Origin of the sequence: Modestobacter sp. L9-4 (assembly GCF_019112525.1) — a bacterium.
Taxonomy (GTDB): Bacteria; Actinomycetota; Actinomycetes; order Mycobacteriales; family Geodermatophilaceae; genus Modestobacter.
The window spans coordinates 99,673-121,423 of record NZ_CP077800.1; the positions used below are offsets into that span (position 1 = coordinate 99,673).

At 73.9% G+C, this 21,751-nt stretch carries 23 protein-coding genes; 15 read left to right on the forward strand and 8 right to left on the reverse strand.

The window, feature by feature from the left end; translation table 11 throughout:
* Positions 1-62: 62 nt before the first annotated feature.
* Positions 63-1,025: a type I pantothenate kinase gene (gene coaA, locus KUM42_RS00455; protein WP_237494356.1), complete on the reverse strand. Its 963-nt coding sequence runs from the start codon at positions 1,023-1,025 to the stop codon at positions 63-65.
* A 92-nt stretch (positions 1,026-1,117) separates the two neighbouring features.
* Here coaA and KUM42_RS00460 point away from each other — a divergent pair, with 92 nt between their 5' ends.
* On the forward strand, positions 1,118-1,957 hold the full coding sequence (locus KUM42_RS00460) for a GNAT family N-acetyltransferase (protein ID WP_237494357.1): 840 nt from the start codon (positions 1,118-1,120) through the stop codon (positions 1,955-1,957).
* 45 nt (positions 1,958-2,002) lie between these two features.
* On the opposite strand, the gene KUM42_RS00465 is transcribed toward KUM42_RS00460, so the two are convergent.
* On the reverse strand, positions 2,003-2,542 hold the full coding sequence (locus KUM42_RS00465; protein ID WP_237494358.1) for a YbhB/YbcL family Raf kinase inhibitor-like protein: 540 nt from the start codon (positions 2,540-2,542) through the stop codon (positions 2,003-2,005).
* A gap of 406 nt (positions 2,543-2,948) precedes the next feature.
* Between KUM42_RS00465 and KUM42_RS00470 the strand changes: the two genes are divergently transcribed.
* Positions 2,949-3,680 carry an HAD family phosphatase gene (locus tag KUM42_RS00470; protein WP_237494359.1) on the forward strand — a complete coding sequence of 244 codons (732 nt, stop codon included), beginning with the start codon at positions 2,949-2,951 and terminating at the stop codon, positions 3,678-3,680.
* Positions 3,677-6,049 carry a glycoside hydrolase family 65 protein gene (locus KUM42_RS00475; protein ID WP_237494360.1) on the forward strand — a complete coding sequence of 791 codons (2,373 nt, stop codon included), beginning with the start codon at positions 3,677-3,679 and terminating at the stop codon, positions 6,047-6,049. Before KUM42_RS00470 ends, KUM42_RS00475 begins: the two co-directional genes overlap by 4 nt.
* 196 nt (positions 6,050-6,245) lie before the next feature.
* Here the strand turns inward: KUM42_RS00475 and KUM42_RS00480 are convergent, their stop codons facing one another.
* Complete coding sequence (locus tag KUM42_RS00480; protein WP_237494361.1) at positions 6,246-6,962, reverse strand: M50 family metallopeptidase; 717 nt, start codon at positions 6,960-6,962, stop codon at positions 6,246-6,248.
* Positions 6,963-7,058: 96 nt separating this feature from the next.
* Between KUM42_RS00480 and KUM42_RS00485 the strand changes: the two genes are divergently transcribed.
* Entirely contained in the window at positions 7,059-7,673 is a 615-nt protein-coding gene (locus tag KUM42_RS00485) for an antibiotic biosynthesis monooxygenase (RefSeq protein ID WP_237494362.1), read from the forward strand.
* A 122-nt stretch (positions 7,674-7,795) separates the two neighbouring features.
* Here the strand turns inward: KUM42_RS00485 and KUM42_RS00490 are convergent, their stop codons facing one another.
* Together KUM42_RS00490 and KUM42_RS00495 are read right to left on the reverse strand one after the other, a co-directional pair.
* Complete coding sequence (locus KUM42_RS00490; RefSeq protein ID WP_237494363.1) at positions 7,796-8,467, reverse strand: response regulator transcription factor; 672 nt, start codon at positions 8,465-8,467, stop codon at positions 7,796-7,798.
* Complete coding sequence (locus KUM42_RS00495; RefSeq protein ID WP_237494364.1) at positions 8,464-9,708, reverse strand: sensor histidine kinase; 1,245 nt, start codon at positions 9,706-9,708, stop codon at positions 8,464-8,466. The genes KUM42_RS00490 and KUM42_RS00495 overlap by 4 nt, the downstream gene beginning before the upstream one ends.
* A gap of 153 nt (positions 9,709-9,861) precedes the next feature.
* Between KUM42_RS00495 and KUM42_RS00500 the strand changes: the two genes are divergently transcribed.
* Positions 9,862-10,773: an ATP-binding cassette domain-containing protein gene (locus KUM42_RS00500; protein ID WP_237494365.1), complete on the forward strand. Its 912-nt coding sequence runs from the start codon at positions 9,862-9,864 to the stop codon at positions 10,771-10,773.
* Positions 10,770-11,555, forward strand: coding sequence for a hypothetical protein (locus KUM42_RS00505; RefSeq protein ID WP_237494366.1), 786 nt, complete (start codon positions 10,770-10,772; stop codon positions 11,553-11,555). The genes KUM42_RS00500 and KUM42_RS00505 overlap by 4 nt, the downstream gene beginning before the upstream one ends.
* A 573-nt stretch (positions 11,556-12,128) precedes the next feature.
* Here the strand turns inward: KUM42_RS00505 and KUM42_RS00510 are convergent.
* On the reverse strand, positions 12,129-13,097 hold the full coding sequence (locus tag KUM42_RS00510) for a YafY family protein (protein ID WP_237494367.1): 969 nt from the start codon (positions 13,095-13,097) through the stop codon (positions 12,129-12,131).
* A gap of 84 nt (positions 13,098-13,181) precedes the next feature.
* On the opposite strand from KUM42_RS00510, the gene KUM42_RS00515 reads away from it, so the two are divergent.
* From KUM42_RS00515 to KUM42_RS00530, 4 genes are all read left to right on the forward strand, one after another.
* Entirely contained in the window at positions 13,182-13,742 is a 561-nt protein-coding gene (locus KUM42_RS00515) for a DinB family protein (protein ID WP_237494368.1), read from the forward strand.
* A 106-nt stretch (positions 13,743-13,848) separates the two neighbouring features.
* Positions 13,849-14,640, forward strand: coding sequence for a hypothetical protein (locus KUM42_RS00520; protein WP_237494369.1), 792 nt, complete (start codon positions 13,849-13,851; stop codon positions 14,638-14,640).
* A 68-nt stretch (positions 14,641-14,708) separates the two neighbouring features.
* Positions 14,709-15,263, forward strand: a complete 555-nt coding sequence (locus KUM42_RS00525) for an isochorismatase family protein (RefSeq protein ID WP_237494370.1) — start codon at positions 14,709-14,711, stop codon at positions 15,261-15,263.
* Positions 15,264-15,773: 510 nt separating this feature from the next.
* Positions 15,774-16,040, forward strand: coding sequence for a hypothetical protein (locus KUM42_RS00530; protein ID WP_237494371.1), 267 nt, complete (start codon positions 15,774-15,776; stop codon positions 16,038-16,040).
* Positions 16,041-16,131: 91 nt separating this feature from the next.
* Here the strand turns inward: KUM42_RS00530 and KUM42_RS00535 are convergent, their stop codons facing one another.
* Positions 16,132-16,530 carry a hypothetical protein gene (locus tag KUM42_RS00535; protein ID WP_237494372.1) on the reverse strand — a complete coding sequence of 133 codons (399 nt, stop codon included), beginning with the start codon at positions 16,528-16,530 and terminating at the stop codon, positions 16,132-16,134.
* A gap of 117 nt (positions 16,531-16,647) precedes the next feature.
* On the opposite strand from KUM42_RS00535, the gene KUM42_RS00540 reads away from it, so the two are divergent.
* The 5 genes from KUM42_RS00540 to KUM42_RS00560 all read left to right on the forward strand — a co-directional run bounded on the left by KUM42_RS00540 (position 16,648) and on the right by KUM42_RS00560 (position 21,077).
* On the forward strand, positions 16,648-17,424 hold the full coding sequence (locus KUM42_RS00540) for a glycerophosphodiester phosphodiesterase (protein WP_237494373.1): 777 nt from the start codon (positions 16,648-16,650) through the stop codon (positions 17,422-17,424).
* Entirely contained in the window at positions 17,421-18,386 is a 966-nt protein-coding gene (locus tag KUM42_RS00545) for a 1-acyl-sn-glycerol-3-phosphate acyltransferase (RefSeq protein WP_237494374.1), read from the forward strand. The genes KUM42_RS00540 and KUM42_RS00545 overlap by 4 nt, the downstream gene beginning before the upstream one ends.
* A gap of 70 nt (positions 18,387-18,456) precedes the next feature.
* A complete protein-coding gene (locus tag KUM42_RS00550; RefSeq protein WP_237494375.1) occupies positions 18,457-19,818 on the forward strand; it encodes an MFS transporter in 1,362 nt (453 codons plus the stop codon).
* Positions 19,815-20,549: a thymidine kinase gene (locus KUM42_RS00555; RefSeq protein ID WP_237494376.1), complete on the forward strand. Its 735-nt coding sequence runs from the start codon at positions 19,815-19,817 to the stop codon at positions 20,547-20,549. The genes KUM42_RS00550 and KUM42_RS00555 overlap by 4 nt, the downstream gene beginning before the upstream one ends.
* Before the next feature lie 183 nt (positions 20,550-20,732).
* Positions 20,733-21,077, forward strand: coding sequence for an RNA polymerase-binding protein RbpA (locus KUM42_RS00560; protein WP_036332628.1), 345 nt, complete (start codon positions 20,733-20,735; stop codon positions 21,075-21,077).
* Between the two features lie 90 nt (positions 21,078-21,167).
* Here KUM42_RS00560 and KUM42_RS00565 read toward each other — a convergent pair whose 3' ends face one another.
* Positions 21,168-21,680, reverse strand: coding sequence for an FxsA family protein (locus tag KUM42_RS00565; protein ID WP_237494377.1), 513 nt, complete (start codon positions 21,678-21,680; stop codon positions 21,168-21,170).
* Between the last annotated feature and the right edge of the window lie 71 nt (positions 21,681-21,751).

The following is a 21,751-nucleotide window of genomic DNA, read 5'->3' on the forward strand; positions in this document are numbered from 1 at the left end:
CCTCGGCCCCCTCGTAGGGGCCCGCCGCGAGCTCGCGAGCGGTGGGGGACGAGGGGGTCCTCTCAGAGCTTGCGGAGCAGGACCCGCCGCACGGAGTGGTCGGCGGACTTCTGCAGCACCAGCTTGGCCCGGGAACGGGTCGGGGCGATGTTGCGGCGCAGGTTGGGCTCGTTGACGCTCCGCCAGATGCCCAGGGCGGTCGTGGTGGCCTCCTCGTCGGTGAGGTCGGCGAACCGGTGGAAGTAGGCGCTGGTGTCCTGGAAGGCGGTGCGCCGCAGGGCGAGGAAGCGCTCGACGTACCAGCGGGAGATGTCGGCCTCGGTGGCGTCGACGTAGACGGAGAAGTCGAAGAAGTCCGAGAGGAACACCTCCGGCACCCGACCGTCGGAGCGGCCGCCGGCCTGCAGCACGTTGAGCCCCTCGAGCACGAGCACGTCGGGGCGGTCGACCACCTGCCGCTCACCGGGCAGGACGTCGTAGGACTGGTGGGAGTACAGCGGCGCGCTGACCTCCGGCCGCCCGGACTTCACGTCGGCCAGGAAGCGCAGCAGGGCGCGGCGGTCGTAGCTCTCCGGGAAGCCCTTGCGGTCCAGCAGCCCGCGGGACTCCAGCTCGGCGTTGGGCAGCAGGAAGCCGTCGGTGGTGACCAGGTCGACCCGCGGGGTGTCCGGTGCGGCGGCCAGCAGGGCCTGCAGCACCCGGGACGTCGTGCTCTTGCCGACCGCGACGCTGCCGGCCACGCCGATCACGAACGGCACCTTCTCGGTGCGGGCGCCCAGGAACCGGGTCTGCTCGGCCCACAGCCGCCGGCTGGCGCTGACGTGCAGGTGCAGCAGCCGGGCCAGCGGGAGGTAGACCGTGGCCACCTCGTCGAGGTCGATGCGGTCACCGAAGCTGGCCATCGCCCGGACGTCGGCGTTGCTCAGCGGCAGTTCGCCCCCGGCCGCCAGTGCCCGCCACGACTCACGGTCGAAGGCGGTGAAGGGCGAGACCTGCGCTCGCGTTCCGGCCGTCACGGCGCCCATGGTGCCGTCTGCCCGCTCCGGGCCCCCCGACCGGGTGGTCCCGGGGCGGCTGGCGGGCCGCCCGGCGGCCCGGGGCGGCTAGGGTCCACGACGTGTCGTCGCCCGGGCTCCTCGACCGGATCGAGCGCTACTTCGCGCTCGCCCCGCTGCCGGAGGCGACCGTGCGCACCGTCGGCAGCCTCGAGGTGCCGATCGGCCCGGTGGAGTGGCCCTTCGCCGCCCGGCCCCGCGCCGGCCGCGAGGGCGAGGTCACCCTGGCCGACGTGCAGGCCGCGATCGCCCTGCAGGAGGGTGCCGGGCTGCCGGCGTCCCTGGAGTGGCTGGGCGACCGCTGCCGCGGCCTGTCCACCGTCGCCCGCTCGGCCGGGCTGGCCGTCGACGAGCTGCCGCTGCTGGTGGCCGACGACCCGCTGAGCGTGCTGCTGCCCACCGGGGTGCGCCTCTACCTCGTCGGCGCCGACGACCCGAGACTGGCGCTCTACCAGCGGCTGGCCGCCCTCGCCTTCGCCTCACCCGGGCCCCTCGCCGTCCCCGCGGGTGCCGAGCGGCGCACCGGGGTGCCCGACGTGGCCCTGGACGACCCGGGGCCGGAGCACCTGCCGCCCACCGAGGTGCTGCGCGAGCGGGTCGCCACCGGGCGCACGGTGATGATGGTCGCGGTCGAGGACGGCCAGCCGGTCGCCATCGGCTCCCACCAGCCGGTCGACGTCGACGGCACCGAGATCAGCGAGGTCGTCGGCGTGGCGACACTGCCGCGCTTCCGCGGCCGTGGCCTGGGTGCCGGTGTCACCTCGGCGCTGGTCGAGCACGCCCGGCAGACCGCGGACCTGGTGTTCCTCTCCGCCGGAGACGACGACGTCGCCCGGGTGTACGAGCGCGCCGGCTTCGCCCGGGTCGCCACCAGCTGCGTCGCCGAGCGCCCCGCCGGCTGAACGGTCCGGCGGGGGAGGGGAGCACCCACCCCCGCCGGCACACGGTCAGTCGACCGAGAAGGTCGCCACGATCGTCGCCCGGGCCAGGGTGTGCCCGAACAGGTTGAACCCCAGGTAGGCCGGGGTCGCCTCGGCCGGCACACCGAGGTCGTCGGTGTCCAGGGCGTGCACGACCACGTAGTAGCGGTGCGGGCCGTGCCCGGCCGGCGGGGCGGCGCCCACGAAGCCCGCGAACCCGGCGTCGTTGCGCAGCTGGACGGCGCCGGCGGGCAGCCCGCCCTCGGACGCGCCGCTGGGCAGCTCGGTGACCGAGACCGGGATGCCGGTCACCGCCCAGTGCCAGAAGCCGCTGGTGGTCGGGGCGTCGGGGTCGTACACGGTGACCGCGAAGCCACGCGTGCCCTCGGGGAAGCCGGACCAGGACAGCTGCGGGGAGCGGTCCTCACCGCCGGGGACGCCCATCGCACCGCTGGTGTGCGGCGCGGGGAGCACCTGGCCGTCGGTGACGTCGGTGCTGGTGACCTGGAACGAGGGCACCTGGGGGAGGAAGTCGTAGGGGTTGGGCGGGATCGGTCGACCGGCCATGCCGGGTCCTCCTCGGGTCGCGGGCTCCCGGGCGCTGATCGCGGGGGAGCGGCCGGGCCGACCCTAGGCAGCCCGGTCGTGCACCGCTCGGTCGCCCCCCGTCCGGACCGGCGGCACGGCGGCGGGTCCCGTCGGCGGGACGCACGCCGTGCCGGCGCCGGCACGGCTGGGACGGCGGTGTGCCGGCCGGGCGAGGTGCCCGGCGCCGGACGCCGACACGCCGTCGTCCACCGTTATCCCCAACACGGGCGCCGCGACGCCGACCCGCCGTCCCCGACCAGGGGAGCAGCGCAGCCGCCCCGACGACGGGACGAACTGCAGCAGCGGCGGCCGGAGGAGCGGGTGGGCGCGCCGTCCGGGAGGACTGCGCACGGGACCGACATCCGGGCGCCGTACGGTTGCGCGCGTGCTGGGACTCCCCGATGACATCCGGGCCTGCTTGTTCGACCTCGACGGGGTCCTGACCCAGACCGCGAAGGTGCACCAGGCTGCCTGGAAGCGCACCTTCGACGAGTTCCTCCAGGGTCGGGACCCGTCGGCGGCCGAGTTCAGCGGCGACGACTACAACCGCTACGTCGACGGGAAGCCCCGCAAGGACGGCGTCCGCGACTTCCTGGCCAGCCGGGACATCACCCTGCCCGAGGGCAGCGACGACGACCCCGCCGACGCCGCGACCGTCACCGGGGTGGCGACCCGCAAGAACCAGCTGGTGCTGGCCGAGCTCGACGAGCACGGCGTGCAGGTCTACGAGGGCTCGATGCGCTACCTGCGTGCCGCCAAGGCCGCGGGCCTGGCCACCGCGGTGGTGACCGCGTCGGCCAACGGCGGCAACGTCATCGCCACCGCCGGGTTCGCCGACCTGATCGACGCCCGGGTCGACGGGCTGGTCGCCGCCGCGGAGGGCCTGCGCGGCAAGCCCTCCCCGGACCCGTTCCTGGCCGGGGCGCGGGCGCTGGGCATGACGCCCGCGCAGTGCGTGGTGTTCGAGGACGCCCTGTCCGGGGTCGAGGCCGGCCGGGCCGGGGACTTCGGCTTCGTCGTCGGCGTGGACCGGGTCGGGCAGGCCGAGGCGCTGCGCGAGCACGGCGCCGACGTCGTCGTCCAGGACCTGGACGAGCTGCTGGAGGCCCAGCAGTGACCGAGGGGCGCGCGCACTTCGTCGTCGAGCCCTGGTCGGTCACCGCGATCGGGCTGGACCTGGCCTCCCTGGGTGTCAACGAGTCGGTGTTCGCCCTCGCCAACGGGCACATCGGCATGCGCGGGACCTTCGAGGAGGGGGAGCCCGTCGTCGTCCCGGGCACCTACCTCAACGGCTTCTTCGAGGAGCGGCCGCTGCCCTACGCCGAGGCCGGCTACGGCTTCCCCGAGCAGGGCCAGACGGTCGTCAACGTCACCGACGGCAAGATCATCCGGCTGCTGGTCGGGGACTCCCCGCTGGACCTGCAGTACGGCGACCTGATCGACCACCGCCGCACCCTGGACCTGCGCGACGGCGTGCTGCGCCGCACCACCGAGTGGCGCTCGCCCAGCGGCCGGCAGGTGCGGGTCACCAGCACCCGGCTGGTCTCCCTCACCCGCCGCTCGATCGCGGCCATCGAGTACACCGTCGAGTGCACCGACGACTCCGGTGACCTCTACATCGCCCTGCAGTCGGACCTGCTGGCCAACGAGGCCGTCTCCACCACCGAGACCGACGACCCGCGGGCGGGCTCGGCCATGGACCGGCCCCTGGTCTCCGAGCTGCACGAGGGCCGCGCCCGGCACGCCGTCCTGGTGCACCAGACCCGGCGCAGCAAGCTGCGGATGGCCGCCGGGATGGACCACGAGGTGGAGATCCCGGACTCCGCGTCCGAGGAGCTCGAGGTGTCGGCGGACCTGGCGCGCTACCAGCTCGCCGCGCGCCTGCCGGCCGGCTCGAAGCTGCGGCTGGTCAAGTACCTGGCCTACGGCTGGTCCAGCCGGCGGTCCCCGGCCGCCATGCGGGACCAGGTGGAGGGTGCGCTGGCGACGGCGAAGCTGGCCGGTTGGGACCGGCTGCTGCGCGAGCAGCGCGAGCTGCTGGACACCCACTGGGACGAGGCCGACGTCGAGATCGAGGGCGACGCGGAGCTGCAGCAGGCCGTGCGGGTGGGCATGTTCCACGTCCTGCAGGCCGGGCTGCGCGCCGAGCGCCAGCCCATCCCGGCCAAGGGGCTCACCGGCGACGGCTACGACGGGCACACCTTCTGGGACACCGAGACGTACGTGCTCCCGGTGCTCACCTACACCGCGCCGCAGGCGGTGCGCGACGCGCTGCTGTGGCGGCACTCCATCCTCGACCAGGCTCGCGACCGGGCCCGCGTGCTCGGCTTCGACGGCGCGGCCTTCCCGTGGCGCACCATCCGCGGCGAGGAGACCTCGGGCTACTGGCCGGCCGGGACGGCGGCGTTCCACATCAACGCCGACATCGCCGACGCCGTCGCCCGCTACACCGCCGCCACCCGCGACGAGGTCTTCGACCGCGACTACGGCACCGAGCTGCTGGTGGAGACCGCGCGGCTGTGGAGCTCGCTGGGCCACTTCGACGGGGAGCAGAACTTCCGGATCGACGGGGTCACCGGCCCCGACGAGTACACGGCCGTGGTCGACAACAACGTCTACACGAACCTGATGGCGCAGCGGAACCTCCGCGAGGCCGTCGCCGCGGTGGGCCGCAACCCCGACACGGCCGTGCGGCTGCAGGTGGGCGAGGACGAGGTCGACCGGTGGTCGCGCGCGGCCGAGGCGATGCGGGTGCCGTTCAACAAGGTGCTCGGCGTGCACGAGCAGTCGGAGGGCTTCACCCACCACGAGGAGTGGGACTTCGCCGGCACCCGGCCCGACCAGTACCCGCTGCTGCTGAACTTCCCCTACTTCGACATCTACCGGAAGCAGGTCGTCAAGCAGGCCGACCTGGTGATGGCCCTGCACCTGCGTGGCGACGCCTTCACCCTCGAGGAGAAGATCGCCGACTTCGCCTACTACGAGGCGCGCACCGTGCGCGACTCCTCGCTGTCGGCGGCGGTGCAGGCGGTCATCGCGGCCGAGACCGGGCACCTCCAGCTCGCCCACGACTACTGGGGCGAGGCGGCGCTGACCGACCTGCAGAACCTGCACGGCAACAGCGGCCACGGCCTGCACATCGCCTCGCTGGCCGGTGGGTGGATGGTCGCCGTCGGCGGGTTCGGCGGGATGCGCGACCACGGGGGCGAGCTCACCTTCGCGCCGCGGCTGCCCCCGCGGATCACCCGGCTGCGGTTCCGGGTGGTCTTCCAGGGCCGCTGCCTGTCGGTGACCGTCACCCCCGAGCGGGCCACCTACCGGCTGGTCTACGGCGACGAGCCGCTGACCATCCACCACCACGGGGAGAAGGTGGACGTCGCCCAGGACGGCGTGGAGATGGCCGTCCCGCCGGCGCTCGAGGTCGCGCCGGTCCACCAGCCGCCCAACGCCGCCCCCCGCCGCCGGAACCGCCCCACCAGCGACTGACGCAGGGCCCCCTCGCCCCCCAAGCCACGCTCAAAGCGGCGCTGGGCCCGGCGAGGGGGCGGGGGCCGGCCGGCTCGCACCGGTCGGTGGTGAGATCTGCGTCCTCGTGGCCTCCGGGCGCGGGTGACCACGAGAACGCAGATCCCGCGCGGACGGCGACGGGAGCAGCGATCGCCCCGCCCGGGCCGGGTCCGGATCAGCCGGTGGACGGCGCGAGCAGCCACAGGCTGCCGAGCACCAGCGCGCCGCCGTCCACGAGCAGGAACAGCCCCACCCACAGCAAGCCCGGCAGCCGGGTGAGCCGGGCCAGCTGGTCGGCGTCGGAGTCCCGCGCCGTGCCGCGCCGCCGGGAGCGCTGCAGCTCCAGCACCGTGCGCGGGGCGGCCAGCAGCAGGAACCAGGTGACCACGTGGGCGAACGCCGTCTGGCCCTCCGCGGGCGCCCACCAGGTGGCGGCGAACACCAGGGCCGCGGTGACCAGCACCGACCACAGCCCGTACCAGTTGCGGATCTGCACCAGCAGCAGCGCCAGGAGCAGCAGCAGCGCCCACAGCAGCCCGACGGCGTACCCGGCGGCCAGCAGCGCGGCCGCGCCCAGCCCGATGAGCCCCGGGCCGGTGTAGCCCGCGGCCGCGGTGAGCACCATGCCCGGACCGCTCGCCCGCCCGGCGGAGACGGTGACCCCCGAGGTGTCCGAGTGCAGCCGGATGCCCGCCAGCCGGCGTCCGGTGACCAGCGCGGCCAGCCCGTGCGCGCCCTCGTGGGCGATGGTGACCGCGTGCCGCGCCGAGCGCCACAGCGCGGGGGAGAGCACCAGGACGGCGGCCAGCGCTGCCGAGGCGGCCAGGGCCCACCCCGGCAGCGGGGGAGAGGTGGAGCTGACCCGGGTCCAGAACTCCTCGACGGCCGCCATGCCCCGATCATGACCAGCCCTGCTGTGCCCGGGCCGGGCGGCGCGCGGGGGCACCTCGTTGCACGTTCGACACAGATGACGGCGATCCTGTGTCGCATGGAGAGTGCTGCACCGGCACCCGCAGTACCGGAGACCCCGGAACTGCCGGTGACCGTCTCGTTCACCCGGCGCGCCGACCCGGCGCACGCGGTGGAGATGACCGCCTGGATCCGGGCGGGGCTGACGATGGCCGAGGGCTTCCCCGGCTTCCTGGGGGGCGGCTGGGTCCGTCCCCGGCACGGCGCGGACGAGTGGCACATGCTGTGCCGCTTCTCCTCGCCGGCCATGCTCGCCGCCTGGGAGGCGAGCTCCGAGCGTCGCTGGTGGCTCGGCTCGGCCCAGGGACTGGCGGAGGTGACCCGCACCGAGCGGCGCAGCGGCATCGAGGGCTGGTTCGACGCCCCCGTCGAGGCAGCCACGGAGCTGCCCGCCGCACCGCCGCCGGTGGCCCCGCCCCGGTGGAAGCAGGCCGTCACGATCTGGCTGGTCTTCTTCCCGCTCAACCTGCTCGCCACGGTCACCCTCGGCGCGCTGCTGGCCGACGTGAACGTGGTGCTCCGGGTGGCGGTCACCACGCTCACCCTCACGCCGCTGATGACCTACCTGCTGCTGCCGTGGATGACCCGGCGGCTGGGCTGGTGGCTGCAGGGCCGCCGCTGGCGCGAGCGCTAGCCGCCACGGGCAGGGCTGCGCCACCGCGCCGTCCTGCGTTCGTCCATCAACCGTTATCCCCAACGATCGCGCCGCTGATCAACCCAAGAAGACCCAGCAGCGGGGGAGCGGTCCGATGCGCGTCAGACCAGGTCGGCGTCGTGCACGAGCAGCGCCACCTGCACCCGGTTCGTCAGGTCGAGCTTCACCATCAGCCGGGACACGTGCGCCTTGACCGTGGCCACGCTCAGGTACAGCTCGGTGCCGACCTGCGCGTTGGACAGCCCGCGGCCCACGGCCAGGGCCACGTCGCGCTCCCGCTCGCTGAGCACCGCCAGCCGGTCCCGGGCCCGCTGCTGCCGCGCCTCACCCGGCGGCACCGGCCCCACCGCGGAGACGTGCGCGATCAGCTGGCGGGTCACGGTCGGCGAGAGCATCGGCTCCCCGTCGGCGACCCGGCGCACGGCGTCGACGATGGCCGCCGGCGGGGTGTCCTTGAGCAGGAAGCCGCTGGCACCGGCCCGCAGCGCACGCAGCACCTGGTCGTCGGCGTCGAAGGTGGTCAGCACGATCACCGCCGGGGCGTCCGGTGCCCCCATGAGCGCCTCGGTCGCCGTCAGCCCGTCGGTCCGCGGCATCCGGATGTCCATCAGGACGACGTCCGGGCGGGTCCTGGCCACCGCTGCCGGGACCTCCGCCCCGTCGGCGGCCTCACCGACCAGCTCCAGGCCCGGGGCACCGCCGAGCACCATGGCCAGCGCCGAGCGCACCAGGGCGTCGTCGTCGACGACCAGCACCCGCACCGACCCGGTCACGCCGGCCACGGCAGCGTCGCGGTCAGCCGGAACTCCCCGTCCGGCGTCCAGCCGTGCGCCAGCCCACCCCCGGCGAGGGTGACCCGCTCGAGCAGCCCGACCAGGCCCGTCCCCGCCCCGGGCAGGGCGTCGCCGTGCGCCCCGCCGGTGGGTGCTGGGTTGCGCACGTCGACCGTCAGCCCGGTGCCCGGGCCGCCGGTCACCGAGACGGTGGCGACGGTGCCGGGGGCGTGCTTGCGCACGTTGGTCAGCGCCTCCTGGACCACCCGGTAGGCGGTCCGGCCGATCACCGACGGGGCAGCGCCGAGGTCGGCCACCCCGTACTCCGCCCGCACCCGCAGCCCCGCCTCCCGGCTCTCCTCGACCAACGCCGGGACGTCGGCCAGGCCCGGCTGCGGGCGCGTGCCGCCGTCCTCGTCGGGGGACTCGCGCAGCACGCCGATCACCTCCCGCAGGTCCTCCAGGGCCTGCCGGGCGCTGGCCCGCACCACGCCCGCGGCCTGGGCGACCTCGGCCGGTGGGGCGTCGGGCCGGAACTCCAGCGCCCCGGCGTGCATGCTCAGCAGCGACAGCCGGTGGGCAAGCACGTCGTGCATCTCCCGCGCGATGCGGGTGCGCTCGGTGTGCCGGGCCTGCTCGACCCGCAGCAGCTGCTCGCTCTCGGCCCGCACCGCCCGCTCGTGCCACGACAGGACCAGCTGGCGCCGGGCCCGGACGAACATGCCCCACGCGACGACGGCGGCGGTCACGAGCACGGTGAAGGCCACCAGCCAGGCGAAGGAGATCTCCTCGTCGGGCCGCAGCAGCGCGAAGACGCCACCGGACACGACGTTGACGGCCGCGACGACCAGCACCGGGACCAGCCGACAGTGCACCGCGACGGTGAACAGGCCGATCGCGGCGGCGAGGACGACCATCTCCGAGAAGCAGCCGACCAGCGCCAGGAGGAGGGCCACCGGCACCGGCCACCGCCGGCGCCACCACAGCGCCCAGATCGCCAGGCCACCGGCCAGTGCGTCGATCAGCAGCACCGCGTCCGCCGGCGGCTGCGGCTCGCTCAGCGTCACCCCCAGCAGCACCGTGCCGCAGGCGCCGGCCAGCAGGAAGCAGCACAGGTCGACCAGCCAGTCACGCGCCGACCGCCGGCCGAGGGGCCGGGCGTCCGGGGACACCGGGGCGGGCATCAGCCACGCGCGCTCGCGACCCGGGGAGGTCGGCTCCGACGGGCGGGTGAGGGTCACCGCGCCGAGGTTACGGACGGCGAGGGCCCGCGGGAACCGACCGAAGGAGGGGGTCGGTGCGACCTGTGGCCCACCGGGCGGCGACCGAGGTGGCCCCGGCCGGCGACTCCCGGGCGATGTGCCCCGACCGGTCCGCCGGCCAGGCTCGTCGGCATGATCACCGTCGAGCACCTCACCAAGCGCTACGGCGCCCGGACCGTCGTATCCGACGTGTCCTTCTCCTGCCCGCCGGGCACCGTGACCGGCTTCCTGGGCCCCAACGGCGCCGGCAAGTCCACCACCCTGCGGGCGCTGGTCGGGCTCACCGTCCCGACCAGCGGCACGGCCACCATCGGCGGCCGCGCCGCCCGCGACCTCCCCAACGCCGGCCGGCAGGTCGGCGTCCTGCTGGACGCCGGGGCGCAGCACGCCGGCCGCACCGGCCGGAAGACGCTCACCCTCACCGCGGCCGTCCTCGGCGTCGGCGTCGCGCGGGTCGACGAGGTGCTCGCGGACGTCGGCCTGGCCGGGCGCCCGGCCGGCACCCGCGTGGGCGCGTACTCCCTCGGCATGCGCCAGCGGCTGGGCCTGGCGGCCGCCCTGCTCGGCGACCCCGAGGTGCTGGTGCTCGACGAGCCCGCCAACGGACTCGACCCCGCCGGCATCTGGTGGATGCGCGGGCTGCTCCGCGGCTTCGCCGACCGGGGCGGCACGGTGCTGCTCAGCTCCCACCAGCTGCGCGAGGTGGAGGCGGTGGCCGACCAGCTCGTCGTCATCGCCGGCGGCCGGGTCGCGGCCCAGGGGAGCCGGACGGAGCTGCTGGGCCGCCGCGGGACCGTCGTCCGCGGACCGGACCGGGCCGTGCTGGCCGCCGCCCTGCGGACGGCGGGCATCGCCGTCGCACCCGGGGACGGTGACGACCTCGTCGCCGACGCCGACCCGCTCGCCGTCGGACAGGCGGCCGCGGCTGCCGGGGCGGTGCTCACCGAGCTGCGGCAGGCCGGCAGCGAGGGCCTGGAGGAGCTGTTCCGGGCCCTCACCGGTGCTCAGGACGCCGCGACGGGGCAGCCGGCGGTGGCGGCATGAGCGCCGTGACCCTCGAGACCGTCCCGCGTCGGCCGACCGGGGCGGTCAGGACGCCGTCACTACCCCGGCTCACCCGCGTGGAGCTGCGCAAGTCCTGCGACACCCGGGCCGGGCGCTGGCTGCTGGCCGTGATCGTCCTGGCGGTCGCCGGCACGGTCGCGCTGGGCCTGTTCACGAGCGACGACGCGCTGAGCCTGTCCGACCACCTGCAGTTCACCCAGCTGGCCACCGGCGTGCTGCTCCCGGTGCTCGGCATCCTGCTGGTCACCAGCGAGTGGTCCCAGCGGACGGCGATGACCACCTTCGCGCTGGTGCCCCGGCGCTCCCGGGTGCTCACCGCGAAGGTGCTGGCCGCAGCCGGCCTCGCCCTGCTCGGGGTGGCCGCGACGCTGGTGGTCTCCGCGGGGGCCGTCGTCCTCACGCCGCTGGTGACCGACGGCTCGGCGGACTGGTCGCTGGGTGCGGCCGAACTCGGCGGGGTGGTCCTGCTGCAGCTGGTCTACGTGCTGTCGGGTGTGGCGTTCGGGATGCTGCTGCTCAGCTCGCCGCTGGCGATCGTCACCTACCTCGTGCTGCCGACGGTGTTCACGGTCCTGGTCACCACGGTGGGTGCGCTGGACTGGGTGGGCGACTGGCTGGACCTGACGACGGCGGGAGTCCCGGTGGCCGAGGGGGGAGCGGACGCCCAGGGATGGCTGCAGCTGGCCACCGCGAGCGCGCTGTGGCTCGGGCTGCCCATGGCGCTGGGCTGGCTCCGCATCGAGCGAGCTGAGATCTCCTGAGGAGTCCCGGCCCGTGGGGGTGGAGCGGCTGGTGCCGACCCACCCCCACGTCGTTCACCAGGACACCGTTATGCCCAACAAAGCGCTCGCGTCAAAACGAGGGAAAACCAGCAACGATGCGGGGGAGCGAGGCCGGTCCGCGACCGGCCTCGGCTGTCACCGGGGGCCGGGCCTCATTCCGTCACAGTGGGGTCACCGGTCCGCCCGGGCCTCGGTCCGGCCGACTCGAGCGGGAGTCGTGGCGATGCGGCCGGGACGGTGGTCCGGCGCCCCGGGGGAGGCTGGTCGCCCTGCCACGTCTCCCTCGCGGGGGTCGGCGTTCGGCACACGGGAGGGGGCGAACTGCCCGGCCTCGGGGTGCCGCGCTGAGTGCCCATGTCGCCCTGTCGGCCGTCTCGCCGTCGAGCAGCCGACGAGTTCCAGGGGCGTCACCGCCAGCGGCCGACCTGCCGATGACACACATGGAGCCCTTCCCTGGACTGGTCCGTTATCCCCAACAAATTGCCACTCACCAGCAATGGAAAGCCCATCCGCAACAGCCCCAAGGACGACCGATGAGGTTCCAGGAACGTGTCACTCCGTGCGCCGGACGGCACGCGAGTAGAGCTCGGACCAGTCGGTGAGCAGCTGGAGCAGCTCGGGCGGTGACTGCACGGTGAACTCATGGCCCAGTGATCCCAGGGCCATCGCCGGCCAGCTCAGGTCGTCGGCGGTCATGCTGAGCCGGCAGCTGGTGGGGGAGACGGCGGTGACGGTGCCCCAGCGAGCCACGTGCGCGACCACCTCGGCGGCCGGGGCGGCCACCAGCACCTCCACCCGGTGGGGGTCGCGTCGGCCCGCCAGGCCGGCCAGCACGAAGCTGGCGGCGTCGGTCGCGGGCAGCCGGCGCGGTGCGAAGTGCTGCCCGGTGGTGGCCGCCTCGGCGAGCCGGTCCAGCCGGAACGTGCGCCAGTCCCCGCGGACGAGGTCGTAGGCCACCAGGTACCACCGCTGCCCGACGGGGACGAGCCGGTGCGGCTCCACGTGCCGGCCGCTGCTGGCGCCGTCAGACGCCACGTAGTCGAAGGTGAGCCGTTCGGCGTCCCGGCAGCACTGGGCGACGGTCGTGAGCGCCAGCGGGTCGACCGGCTCCGTCCCGGCCTCGCCCCACGCGGCCGGGACGGTGACCGCCTGTAACGCCTCCACCCGCCGGCGCAGCCGCTGGGGCATGACCTGGACGACCTTGGTGAGCGCCCGCACCGATGCCTCGGCCATGCCGCTCACCGACGAGTGCGTCGCCGACCGGAGCCCGACGGCCAGGGCGACCGCCTCGTCGTCGTCGAGCACCAGCGGCGGCAGGGAGACCCCGTGGGTCAGCTGGTAACCGCCGTCGACCCCTCGGCTGGCCGCCACCGGGTACCCGAGCTCCCGCAGCCGTTCGACGTCGCGCCGCAGCGTGCGCCCGGAGACGCCCAGTCGGTCGGCCAGGTCGGCCCCGGCCCAGTACCGCTGGCTCTGCAGCAGGGACAGCAACCGGAGCGTCCGCGAGCTGGTGTTGGCCACCGCTCCAGCATGCCGTCTTAGGACAGGAAATGACCGCAATGACCCCTACCGTCATCCGTACCGACGTCGAGAGGGGCAACCGCCATGACCACCGACACGATCAGCCGGCCGGTATCAGGACCGGGCACCGCTCCGCTGGACCGGGAGCGCACCGACCTGCTCGAGAGCCTGGGCCGCCACCGGTACTTCCTCCGCTACACCGTCCAGGGGCTGACCGACGACCAGGCGCGGCTGCGCCCGACCGTCAGCGAGCTGTGCCTGGGCGGCATCGTGAAGCACGTGGCGGCGACCGAGGCCGCCTGGGCCGACTTCATGGTTCATGGCGCGGCCGCCTTCCCGACGGCCGACTGGAGCAGTCCGCAGATGGCCGAGCGCTGGGCCGCCGAGCACGACCTGCTGCCCGAGGAGACACTTGCCGGCGTCTTGGCTGAGTACGCCGCGGTCGCCGCCCGCACCGACGAACTGGTGCGCACCCTGCCCGACCTCGACGCCGATCACCTGCTGCCGGAGGCACCCTGGTTCACCCCCGGCGCGCGCCAGTCGGCGCGACGCACGCTGCTCCACCTGATCGCCGAGACCGCCCAGCACGCCGGCCACGCCGACGTCCTCCGCGAGACCCTCGACGGCCAGAAGACGATGGGCTGACCGGAACTGCGGTGCGCCGGCGGCGGTCACCGAGCAGGATGACCGAGTGCCCACCCCACCTCTTCCCGCCTGGCCGGACGTCACGGAGCGTGACCACTGGGCGGCGGTGCTCGCGGACGTCGCACGGCGCATCGAGCGAGACAGGGGAGTGGTCGACGTCTGGCGGTTGGAGGCCAGGGACGGCGCCCTCTGGGCCTGCTATGGCGATCTCCTCCACCGGGTGGCCGGAGCACACGCCGACATCAGCGGTCCTGACGAGCTCTTCGAGGAGATCGACACCTGGGTCGCCTTCGAACGGCCAGGTGGACCCGGTCGCCTCCTGGACCGCGACCTCCAGGCGATGGCCGACTGGCGGGCTCGGCTGGCCGTTCAACGACCGAGGTACGAGGCTGCTGCCGCCCGCGTGTTCCTCGACATCGCATCCACGACCGAGCTCGACCTCGTCTGGCGGATCGCCGTGCACGAGACCGAGGTCGACTGGTCGGCTGTCCACGACAGGCTGCCCCCAGAGTGGCTCGGCGCCGCAGGCTGCGGCGGAGTCGTTGCGCGTGAGGTGGACGGACCTGACCCCTCGCCCGAGGGTCCACCGACCCGGCCGGTGGACTTCCCGCAGCTGTACCTGGAGACCCGGACCTCGACCGGGAGCGGTTCGGACGACGTCCTCACCGGAGCCGACGACCTCGACGGTGCAGTGTGGGACGTCGCCGGCACGGTGCAGGACCTGGTCATGGAGGAGGGCGGTGGCGCCTGGCCCGCCTGTCCCGGCCACTGGCATCCCATGCAGCCCGGACATGGCGTCACCGGTCCTGTGTGGCGCTGCCCCGACGACGAGCGCGTCGCCGTCCCGATCGGTCAGCTCGTCGAGCTCTGGACGTCGGGTGACCGCGCGAACGGCTGAGATCGTCGGTGGACGGCGCTACCGTCACGGACGTCGTACCGGCCCGTCCGAGCAGCAGGGGAGTCATCGTGACCACGCTGACCGATCGCCCGAACACCGCCCTCCTCGTCGTCGACGTCCAGCAGGGTGTGGTGACCGGCGCCCACCAGCGCGACGCCGTCGTCGGCAACATCAAGGCGCTGGTCGACCGGGCCCGGACCGCAGGTGTCCCGGTCGTGTGGGTGGCCCACTCCGACGACGAGATGCCCCAGGGCAGCGACGACTGGCAGTACGTGCCCGAGCTCGTGCGCCAGGAGTCCGAGCCGCTGGTGCACAAGTCCTACGGCGACTCGTTCGAGGGCACCGACCTGGAGGACGTCCTGGCTGGCGCGGGCGTCGGGCGCCTGGTGGTCGCCGGCGCCGAGTCCGACGCCTGCATCCGGTCGACCATCCACGGGGGCTTCACCCGGGGCTATGACGTGACACTGGTCGGCGACGCACACACGGCCGGCGACAAGACCGTCTGGGGCGCTCCGCCGGTCGACCAGGTCATCGCGCACACCAACCTGTACTGGCGCTTCCAGGCGGCACCCGGACGCACGGCGGGAGTCGTTCCGACCGAGGACGTCACCTTCACCGGGTGAGCCGGGGAGTGTCCCAGGAGCGGGTCTCCTCTCCACTACTTGACATAATGTCGATTATCGGCGCACCGGATCGGGCTGAACGGGGTGCCGTTCAGACCCGGTGGACCAGCTGACCGGACCAGTCGGTGGACGACCCACGCAGCGGTCGTCATATGTCACCACTGCGACATGTCGACGGGACGCCACCGGTCGCTCCCCGGACGTCATGTCGACGATCTCCGGTGCGCTTCACCGTCGGTCTCGCTGGCTCCTGACGGTCGGCACGGACACACGGACGTGCATCGCCCCGGATGCTCTCGAGCTCCGGAGTTGATCAACGAGGCGGCGCTCGGCTCGGCGGACCTGCGTCCGGTCATCCGGTGATCAACGACCGTCCAGCCGCCCAGGCCGCTCATGAGCACCCTCTCGTGCGTCCACCCGCACCAACCTGGTTACGTCACTCTGACGCAATGGCTTGTGATTCCGCCGTCTCAGGGAGCGGCGGACGGCAACCCTTCGTAGGGTCGAGACATGAACATCCGACGCCCGGTGGCAGCCCTGTTCGTCGCGCTGGCTCTGGTCGGTGGACCGGCCACGCTGACCGCCTGCAGTGCGGCCGGCGGTGGCACAGAGCGCCGCGACGGCGACAGCAGCGACAACGAGACCACGAACCCCGGTGGCAGTGACCCGGCCGGCGTCTCCCAGGGCGGCCTGCCCCGTAACAACGACAACGAGAACGACAACGAGACCGGCGACGACGGCGGCAACAGCGGTTCGGACAACGACTCCGACGGCTGAGACCTGACGGCGGAGGGGCGGCACGTCCGCCCCTCCCCCTCACTCACCGGCTCCTCGACCTACTTCCGTCACGGTGACGCAAGAGGTCCGGTCAGCTGGGTGACCTGCCGTTGAGCCACAGCCGGTCGAGTCGGCCGGTCGACCGGACCAGCTCGACGAGCGACTTCTCCAGCTCGGCCTTCGTGGGCTTCTCCGAGAGCACCGTCTGCACGTCCTCGATGGCACAGCGCAGCTGGTACAGCCGGTCCTGCAGGCCGTCGAGCTCGGCGCGGGTCACCAGCACCACGTCGTCGGACAGGCCGGCCTTCGCGGTCGCCGACCGTTGCTCGTAGGCCCGCTGGCGGCACGCCTGGCCGCAGTACAGGCGGGGGCGCCCGACCGACTCCTGAGCGGGCAGCACACTGCGACACCACCCGCAGCGGCGCTCCTCGCCCTTGGTGCGTCGGTTGCGGGAGGCCGGGCGCACCTCGGTCTCGTGCTCTACAGCCACGTCAGGGACGGTAGACGCCCGGTACGACAGGACGGAACGGACACGCCACAGCCCGAGTGGGGCCCGGCCTCGAGCACCCGTTCCACCGGCAGGACCGCCCGGCACTAGCGTGGTGGTGTGCCGGGCCCGCGTTATGCATTCCTCGACGGCCCGACCCCGGTGGCGATGGCCCACCGCGGCGGTGCCATCGAGCACCTGGAGAACACGTTCCCGGCGTTCGAGCAGTGCGTCGAGCTGGGCTACCGGTACCTCGAGACCGACGTCCGGGTGACCTCCGACGGCGAGCTCGTCGCGTTCCACGACTCGACGCTGGACCGGGTCACCGACCGCCCCGGCCGGGTGGAGGCGATGCCGTGGCGTGACCTGCAGGGCGCTCTGATCGGTGGCCGTGAGCCGATCCTGCGGCTGGAGGACCTGCTCGGTGCGTGGCCGGACGTGCGGTTCAACCTCGACATCAAGGCGGCCGGGGTGCTCGCCCCGCTGGTGCGCACCGTCCGCCGGCTGCGCATCGAGGACCGGATCTGTCTCGGCTCGTTCTCCGACGCCCGGATCGCGGCGGCCCGCCGGGTCTTCGGTCCCGACGTCTGCACCTCCCTGGGGCCCAAGGGCGTGGCGGCGCTGCGGCTGTCGTCGTACTCCCCCCGCGCCGCCGGGCTGGTGCGGATCGAGGCCGGCTGTGCGCAGGTGCCGCTGTCGCTGGGTGGCCGGCCGCTGGTCGACGAGCGCTTCCTGGCCGCCGCGCACGCCCGCAGCCTGCAGGTGCACGTGTGGACCGTCGACAGCGAGGCCGAGGCCGCCGGGATGCTCGATCTCGGCGTCGACGGGGTGATGACCGACCGTCCCGCGATGCTGCGCGACCTGCTGGTCGCCCGCGGCCAGTGGACCGGCGCGTGAGCGACAGCCCGGACGCAGGGACGACGAGCACACCGACGACGAGCACACCGACGACAGGCACACGGACGACGAGGCTGGCCGACCGGCTGCACGCCTGGCGTCCGGCCGCCCCTCCCCTGCCGGTGGAGCTGGCCGACCGGGTGGGTCCCGGGGACCCGGAGTGGTTCGCCCGCGAGCTCGCGATCGCCGCCGCGCCGCCGTGGTGGCTCTGGCGGTTCGCGCTGCGCCGGCTGGCCTGGGTGCCGTTGGCCTTCGGCCGGCTGCAGCTCACCGGTGGTGTCCCGGAGGAGCTGCAGGACGGCCCGCTGCTGCTGGCGGTCAACCACATCGGCGACTTCGACCCCTTCCTCATCGGGGTCGCGCTGCGCCGGGCCGGGCTGCGTCCCCGGTTCCTGGTCAAGAGCGGCGTGATGGCGTTCCCGGTCGTCGGGCCGCTGCTGGAGCGCAGCGGCAGCATCCGGGTGGAACGGGGCACCGACGTCGCCGCGCACGCCGTCCGGGTGACCGAGGTGGCGCTGGCCGCCGGCGGGCACGTCGTCGCCTACCCCGAGGGGCGGATCGGGCTGACCGCCGACGGGTGGCCCGAGCGCGGCCGCACCGGCATGGCGCGGATGGCGCTGGGTGCCGGCGTCCCGGTCATCCCGGTCAGTCAGTGGGGCGCCCACGAGGTGGTGCAGTACGGCATGGGCTGGGGGAAGGTGTCCACCCTGCTCACGGCCCTGTGGCGCCAGCCGGCGCTGCGGGTGCACATCGGCCCGCCGGTCGACTTCTCCGACCTGCGGCTGGGGCGGCTCGGTGACGCCAACCGGGCCCGCACCCGGATCGACGCGGCCCTGACCCGCGGGCTGGCCCCGCTGCGCGCCGGGGAGCCGACCGACCGGGTCGCGTACGCCGACCCGACCCGGCCGGGCACCACCACCGCGGCGTTCCCGGGAGGCGTCGTCCCACCGGAGGTCCCGTGAGCGGCCGGTGTGCCCCGGTGGAGGGCGTGGAGTGCTGGACCCGCGTGCCGGTGCCTGACACGCTGCGCCGGTGAGCGCCGCCCCCGAGGTCCTGCCCGCCGAGCCCGACCGCGCACTGCGGAGGGAGCGGGCCGGCTGGTACTCCTACGACTGGGCCATGTCGGCCTTCAACACCACGGTCATCAGCGTCTTCCTGGCGCCCTACCTGACGTCGGTGGCGGAGGCCGCGGCCGATGCCCAGGGCCGGATCCACCCCTTGGGCATCGGCATGCCCCCGGGGAGCCTCTTCGGGTACGTGGTGTCGCTGTCGGTGGTGCTGCAGGTCGTCGTCCTGCCGCTGACCGGTGCGGTCGCCGACCGGTCGGGACGCAAGCGGCAGCTGCTCGCGGCGTTCACCCTCATCGGGTCGCTGTGCACGATGGGTCTGTTCTTCGTCGCCGGCGGCGGCTACCTGCTGGGGTCGGGGCTGTTCATCGTGGCCAACATCGCCTTCGGGGCGGCGACGGTCGTCTACTACTCCTGGCTGCCCGACCTGGCCGCCCCTGACGAGCGGGACGCCGTGTCCAGCCGGGGCTGGGCGCTGGGGTACCTGGGTGGCGCGCTGCTCCTGGCCGCCAACCTGGCGCTCTACACACAGTACGAGTCGTTCGGGCTCACCGAGGCCGAGGCGGTGCGGATCTGCCTGGCCTCGGCCGGGGTGTGGTGGGCGGCCTTCGCCGTGGTCAGCGTGGCCCTGCTGCGCAACCGGACGCCGTCCGGGGACGTGCCGTCCTCGACGGGAGCAGCGTTCCGGTCCAGCGTCGGGCAGCTGCGCGCCACCCTGCGCGACATGCGGCAGTACCGGCTCACGCTGTGGTTCCTGGCCGCCTACCTGCTGTTCAACGACGGCGTGCAGACCGTCATCACCGTCTCGGCGCAGTTCGGCTCCGAGCAGCTGGAGCTGTCCCAGACCACGCTGGTGTCGGCGATCCTGCTGGTGCAGGTGGTCGCCTTCGTCGGTGCCCGCGGGATGGGCCGGATCGCGGAGACCGCCGGGGCCAAGCGCACCGTGCTGTGGTCGCTGCTGGTGTGGGTCGGCGTCCTGGTGGCTGCCGTCTTCCTCACCCCGGGTGCGGCGGTGCAGTTCTACCTGCTGGCGGTGGTCATCGGCTTCGTGCTGGGCGGCACGCAGGCGCTGTCGCGGTCGCTGTTCAGCCAGCTGATCCCGCCGGGCAAGGAGGCGGAGTACTTCGGCTTCTACACGATCTCCGACCGTGGGACGAGCTGGCTGGGCACCTTCCTGTTCGCGCTGACCTACCAGCTGACCGACTCCTACCGGTACGCGATCATCAGTCTCGTCGTGTTCTTCGTCGTGGGTGGCGTCCTGCTCGCCCGGTTGGACATGCGCCGCGCCATCGTCGAGGCCGGCAACACACCCCCGGAGCGTCTGTGACACCCGTACCGCCCGACGTCGAGCCCGTCGGCCCCTCCGTCGTCCCGGCCTCCGGTGACCGCCGGCGGCACCCGGCGCCGGCGCACCTGGTCTTCTTCCACGGCCCGATGGACTGCGGGAAGTCCACGCTGGCCCTGCAGGTCGACCACAACCACACCCGGCAGGGCCGCCACGGGCTGCTGCTGACCCAGGGCGACCGGTCCGGGACGCCGCAGATCAGCTCCCGGGTCGGGTTGCGCCGGGAGGCCATCGAGGTGGACGGCGACACCGACGTGCGGCTGCTGGTGCGCGACCGCTGGGCCGCCGGGCACCGGGTGGACTACCTGATCGTCGACGAGGCGCAGTTCCTGACCGGGGAGCAGGTCGAGCAGCTGGCCGAGCTGGTCGACACCTCTCATGTCGACGTCTACGCCTTCGGGCTGACCACCGACTTCCGCACCCGGCTGTTCCCCGGCACGCAGCGGCTGTTCGAGCTGGCCGACGACGTCCAGCGGGTGCAGGTGGAGGTGCTGTGCTGGTGCGGGCTGCCCGGCCAGCTCAACGCCCGGGTGGTCGACGGGGCCATGGTGCGAGAAGGCGCCACCGTGGTGGTCGCCGACACCGCGCCGGCACCGCTCACCGGGGACGCCGAGGGCGCCGCGGTGCGCTACCAGGTGCTCTGCCGGGGGCACTACACGCGCGGGCAGCTGGAGCCCACGCCCACCGGCCCCGGGCAGCTCTCGCTGCGCTGACCCCACCCGGATGGGGTGGGCGGACGCTGAGACCCCACCCCATGCGATGATGAGTCGTTCACGACACGGAATCCAATTCCGTCATCTGTCGTTGATCCCTGCGACACCCGCACCGGATGCGTGAGCATGCGGTGGCCCGGGCAGTCCTGGAAAGACCACTTCAGCACGAGAGGACGGTGTGCCATGGGCGAGCGATCCCTGCGTGGGAGCCGACTGGGCAGCGTGAGCTACGAGACCGAGCGCAACACCGCGCCCATCGAGCGGCAGTACGCCGAGTACCGGTGCGCTCAGGGGCACCTCGTCACGGTGCCCTTCGCCGATGACGCCGAGCTCCCCGACACCTGGGAGTGCAAGTACGACGGTTCGGCCGCCAAGCTCGTCGGTGGCGCCGAGCCGGCCCCCAAGAAGGTCAAGCCCCCGCGCACGCACTGGGACATGCTCCTGGAGCGCCGTTCGGTCGACGACCTCGAGGAGGTCCTCGCCGAGCGCCTCGAGGTGCTCCGCGGGCGCCGTACCCGCGCCAGCTGACACCAGCGACAGACACGACGGCCCCGGTGGGATCTCCCACCGGGGCCGTCGTGCGTCCCGGCCCCGTCTCAGGGGCAGCGGGGTCCTCCGTCAGGGAGCGACCTCGCCCTCGATGACACGGGTGGCCGGACCGGCGCGGAACGGCTCGGCCGGGCCGGCGACGGGCTCGGTGCGCACCGAGCGGACGTGCACCGGGCCACGCAGCCGGTCGGGCAGGGTGCGCAGCAGCAGCCGGGCGAGGACCGCCCGCGGCAGCGCCCGGGTGAACGGCAGCAGGCACAGCAGGCCGAGCAGGTCGCCGACGAAACCGGGCAGCACCATCAGCAGCCCGCCCAGTGCGACCAGCCCGGCGTCGCCCAGTGCCCGGCCGGGGGCCCGGTGCTCCTCGGCGCGCAGCCGCAGCTCCCCCAGTGCCGCGCGGCCCTGCCGGGCCAGCAGCAGGGCGCCCAGGGCGCTGGTCACCAGGGTCAGGAGCAGCGTCGCGCCCAGGCCGATCCAGGAGGCGACCAGGACGTAGACGACGACCTCGGCGAGCGCGCCGAGGCCGATCGCCGTCCGCAGCCGGGACGGCCGGCGCTGCGCCGTGGGGTGGATGGTGGCCATGCTGTTCCTCCTCCGCCCGCTCGGTGACAGGGGTCCTGCCACCGACTCGGGGACGTCACCCGGTCCAACGC

Coding starts and splice junctions, on each gene's coding strand:
- coaA (WP_237494356.1), bottom strand. CDS start 1,025: ATGGGCGCCGTGACGGCCGGAACGCGAGCGCAGGTCTCGCCCTTCACC.
- KUM42_RS00465 (WP_237494358.1), bottom strand. CDS start 2,542: ATGGCCGGTCGACCGATCCCGCCCAACCCCTACGACTTCCTCCCCCAG.
- KUM42_RS00480 (WP_237494361.1), bottom strand. CDS start 6,962: ATGGCGGCCGTCGAGGAGTTCTGGACCCGGGTCAGCTCCACCTCTCCC.
- KUM42_RS00485 (WP_237494362.1), top strand. CDS start 7,059: ATGGAGAGTGCTGCACCGGCACCCGCAGTACCGGAGACCCCGGAACTG.
- KUM42_RS00500 (WP_237494365.1), top strand. CDS start 9,862: ATGATCACCGTCGAGCACCTCACCAAGCGCTACGGCGCCCGGACCGTC.
- KUM42_RS00505 (WP_237494366.1), top strand. CDS start 10,770: ATGAGCGCCGTGACCCTCGAGACCGTCCCGCGTCGGCCGACCGGGGCG.
- KUM42_RS00515 (WP_237494368.1), top strand. CDS start 13,182: ATGACCACCGACACGATCAGCCGGCCGGTATCAGGACCGGGCACCGCT.
- KUM42_RS00530 (WP_237494371.1), top strand. CDS start 15,774: ATGAACATCCGACGCCCGGTGGCAGCCCTGTTCGTCGCGCTGGCTCTG.
- KUM42_RS00560 (WP_036332628.1), top strand. CDS start 20,733: ATGGGCGAGCGATCCCTGCGTGGGAGCCGACTGGGCAGCGTGAGCTAC.
- KUM42_RS00565 (WP_237494377.1), bottom strand. CDS start 21,680: ATGGCCACCATCCACCCCACGGCGCAGCGCCGGCCGTCCCGGCTGCGG.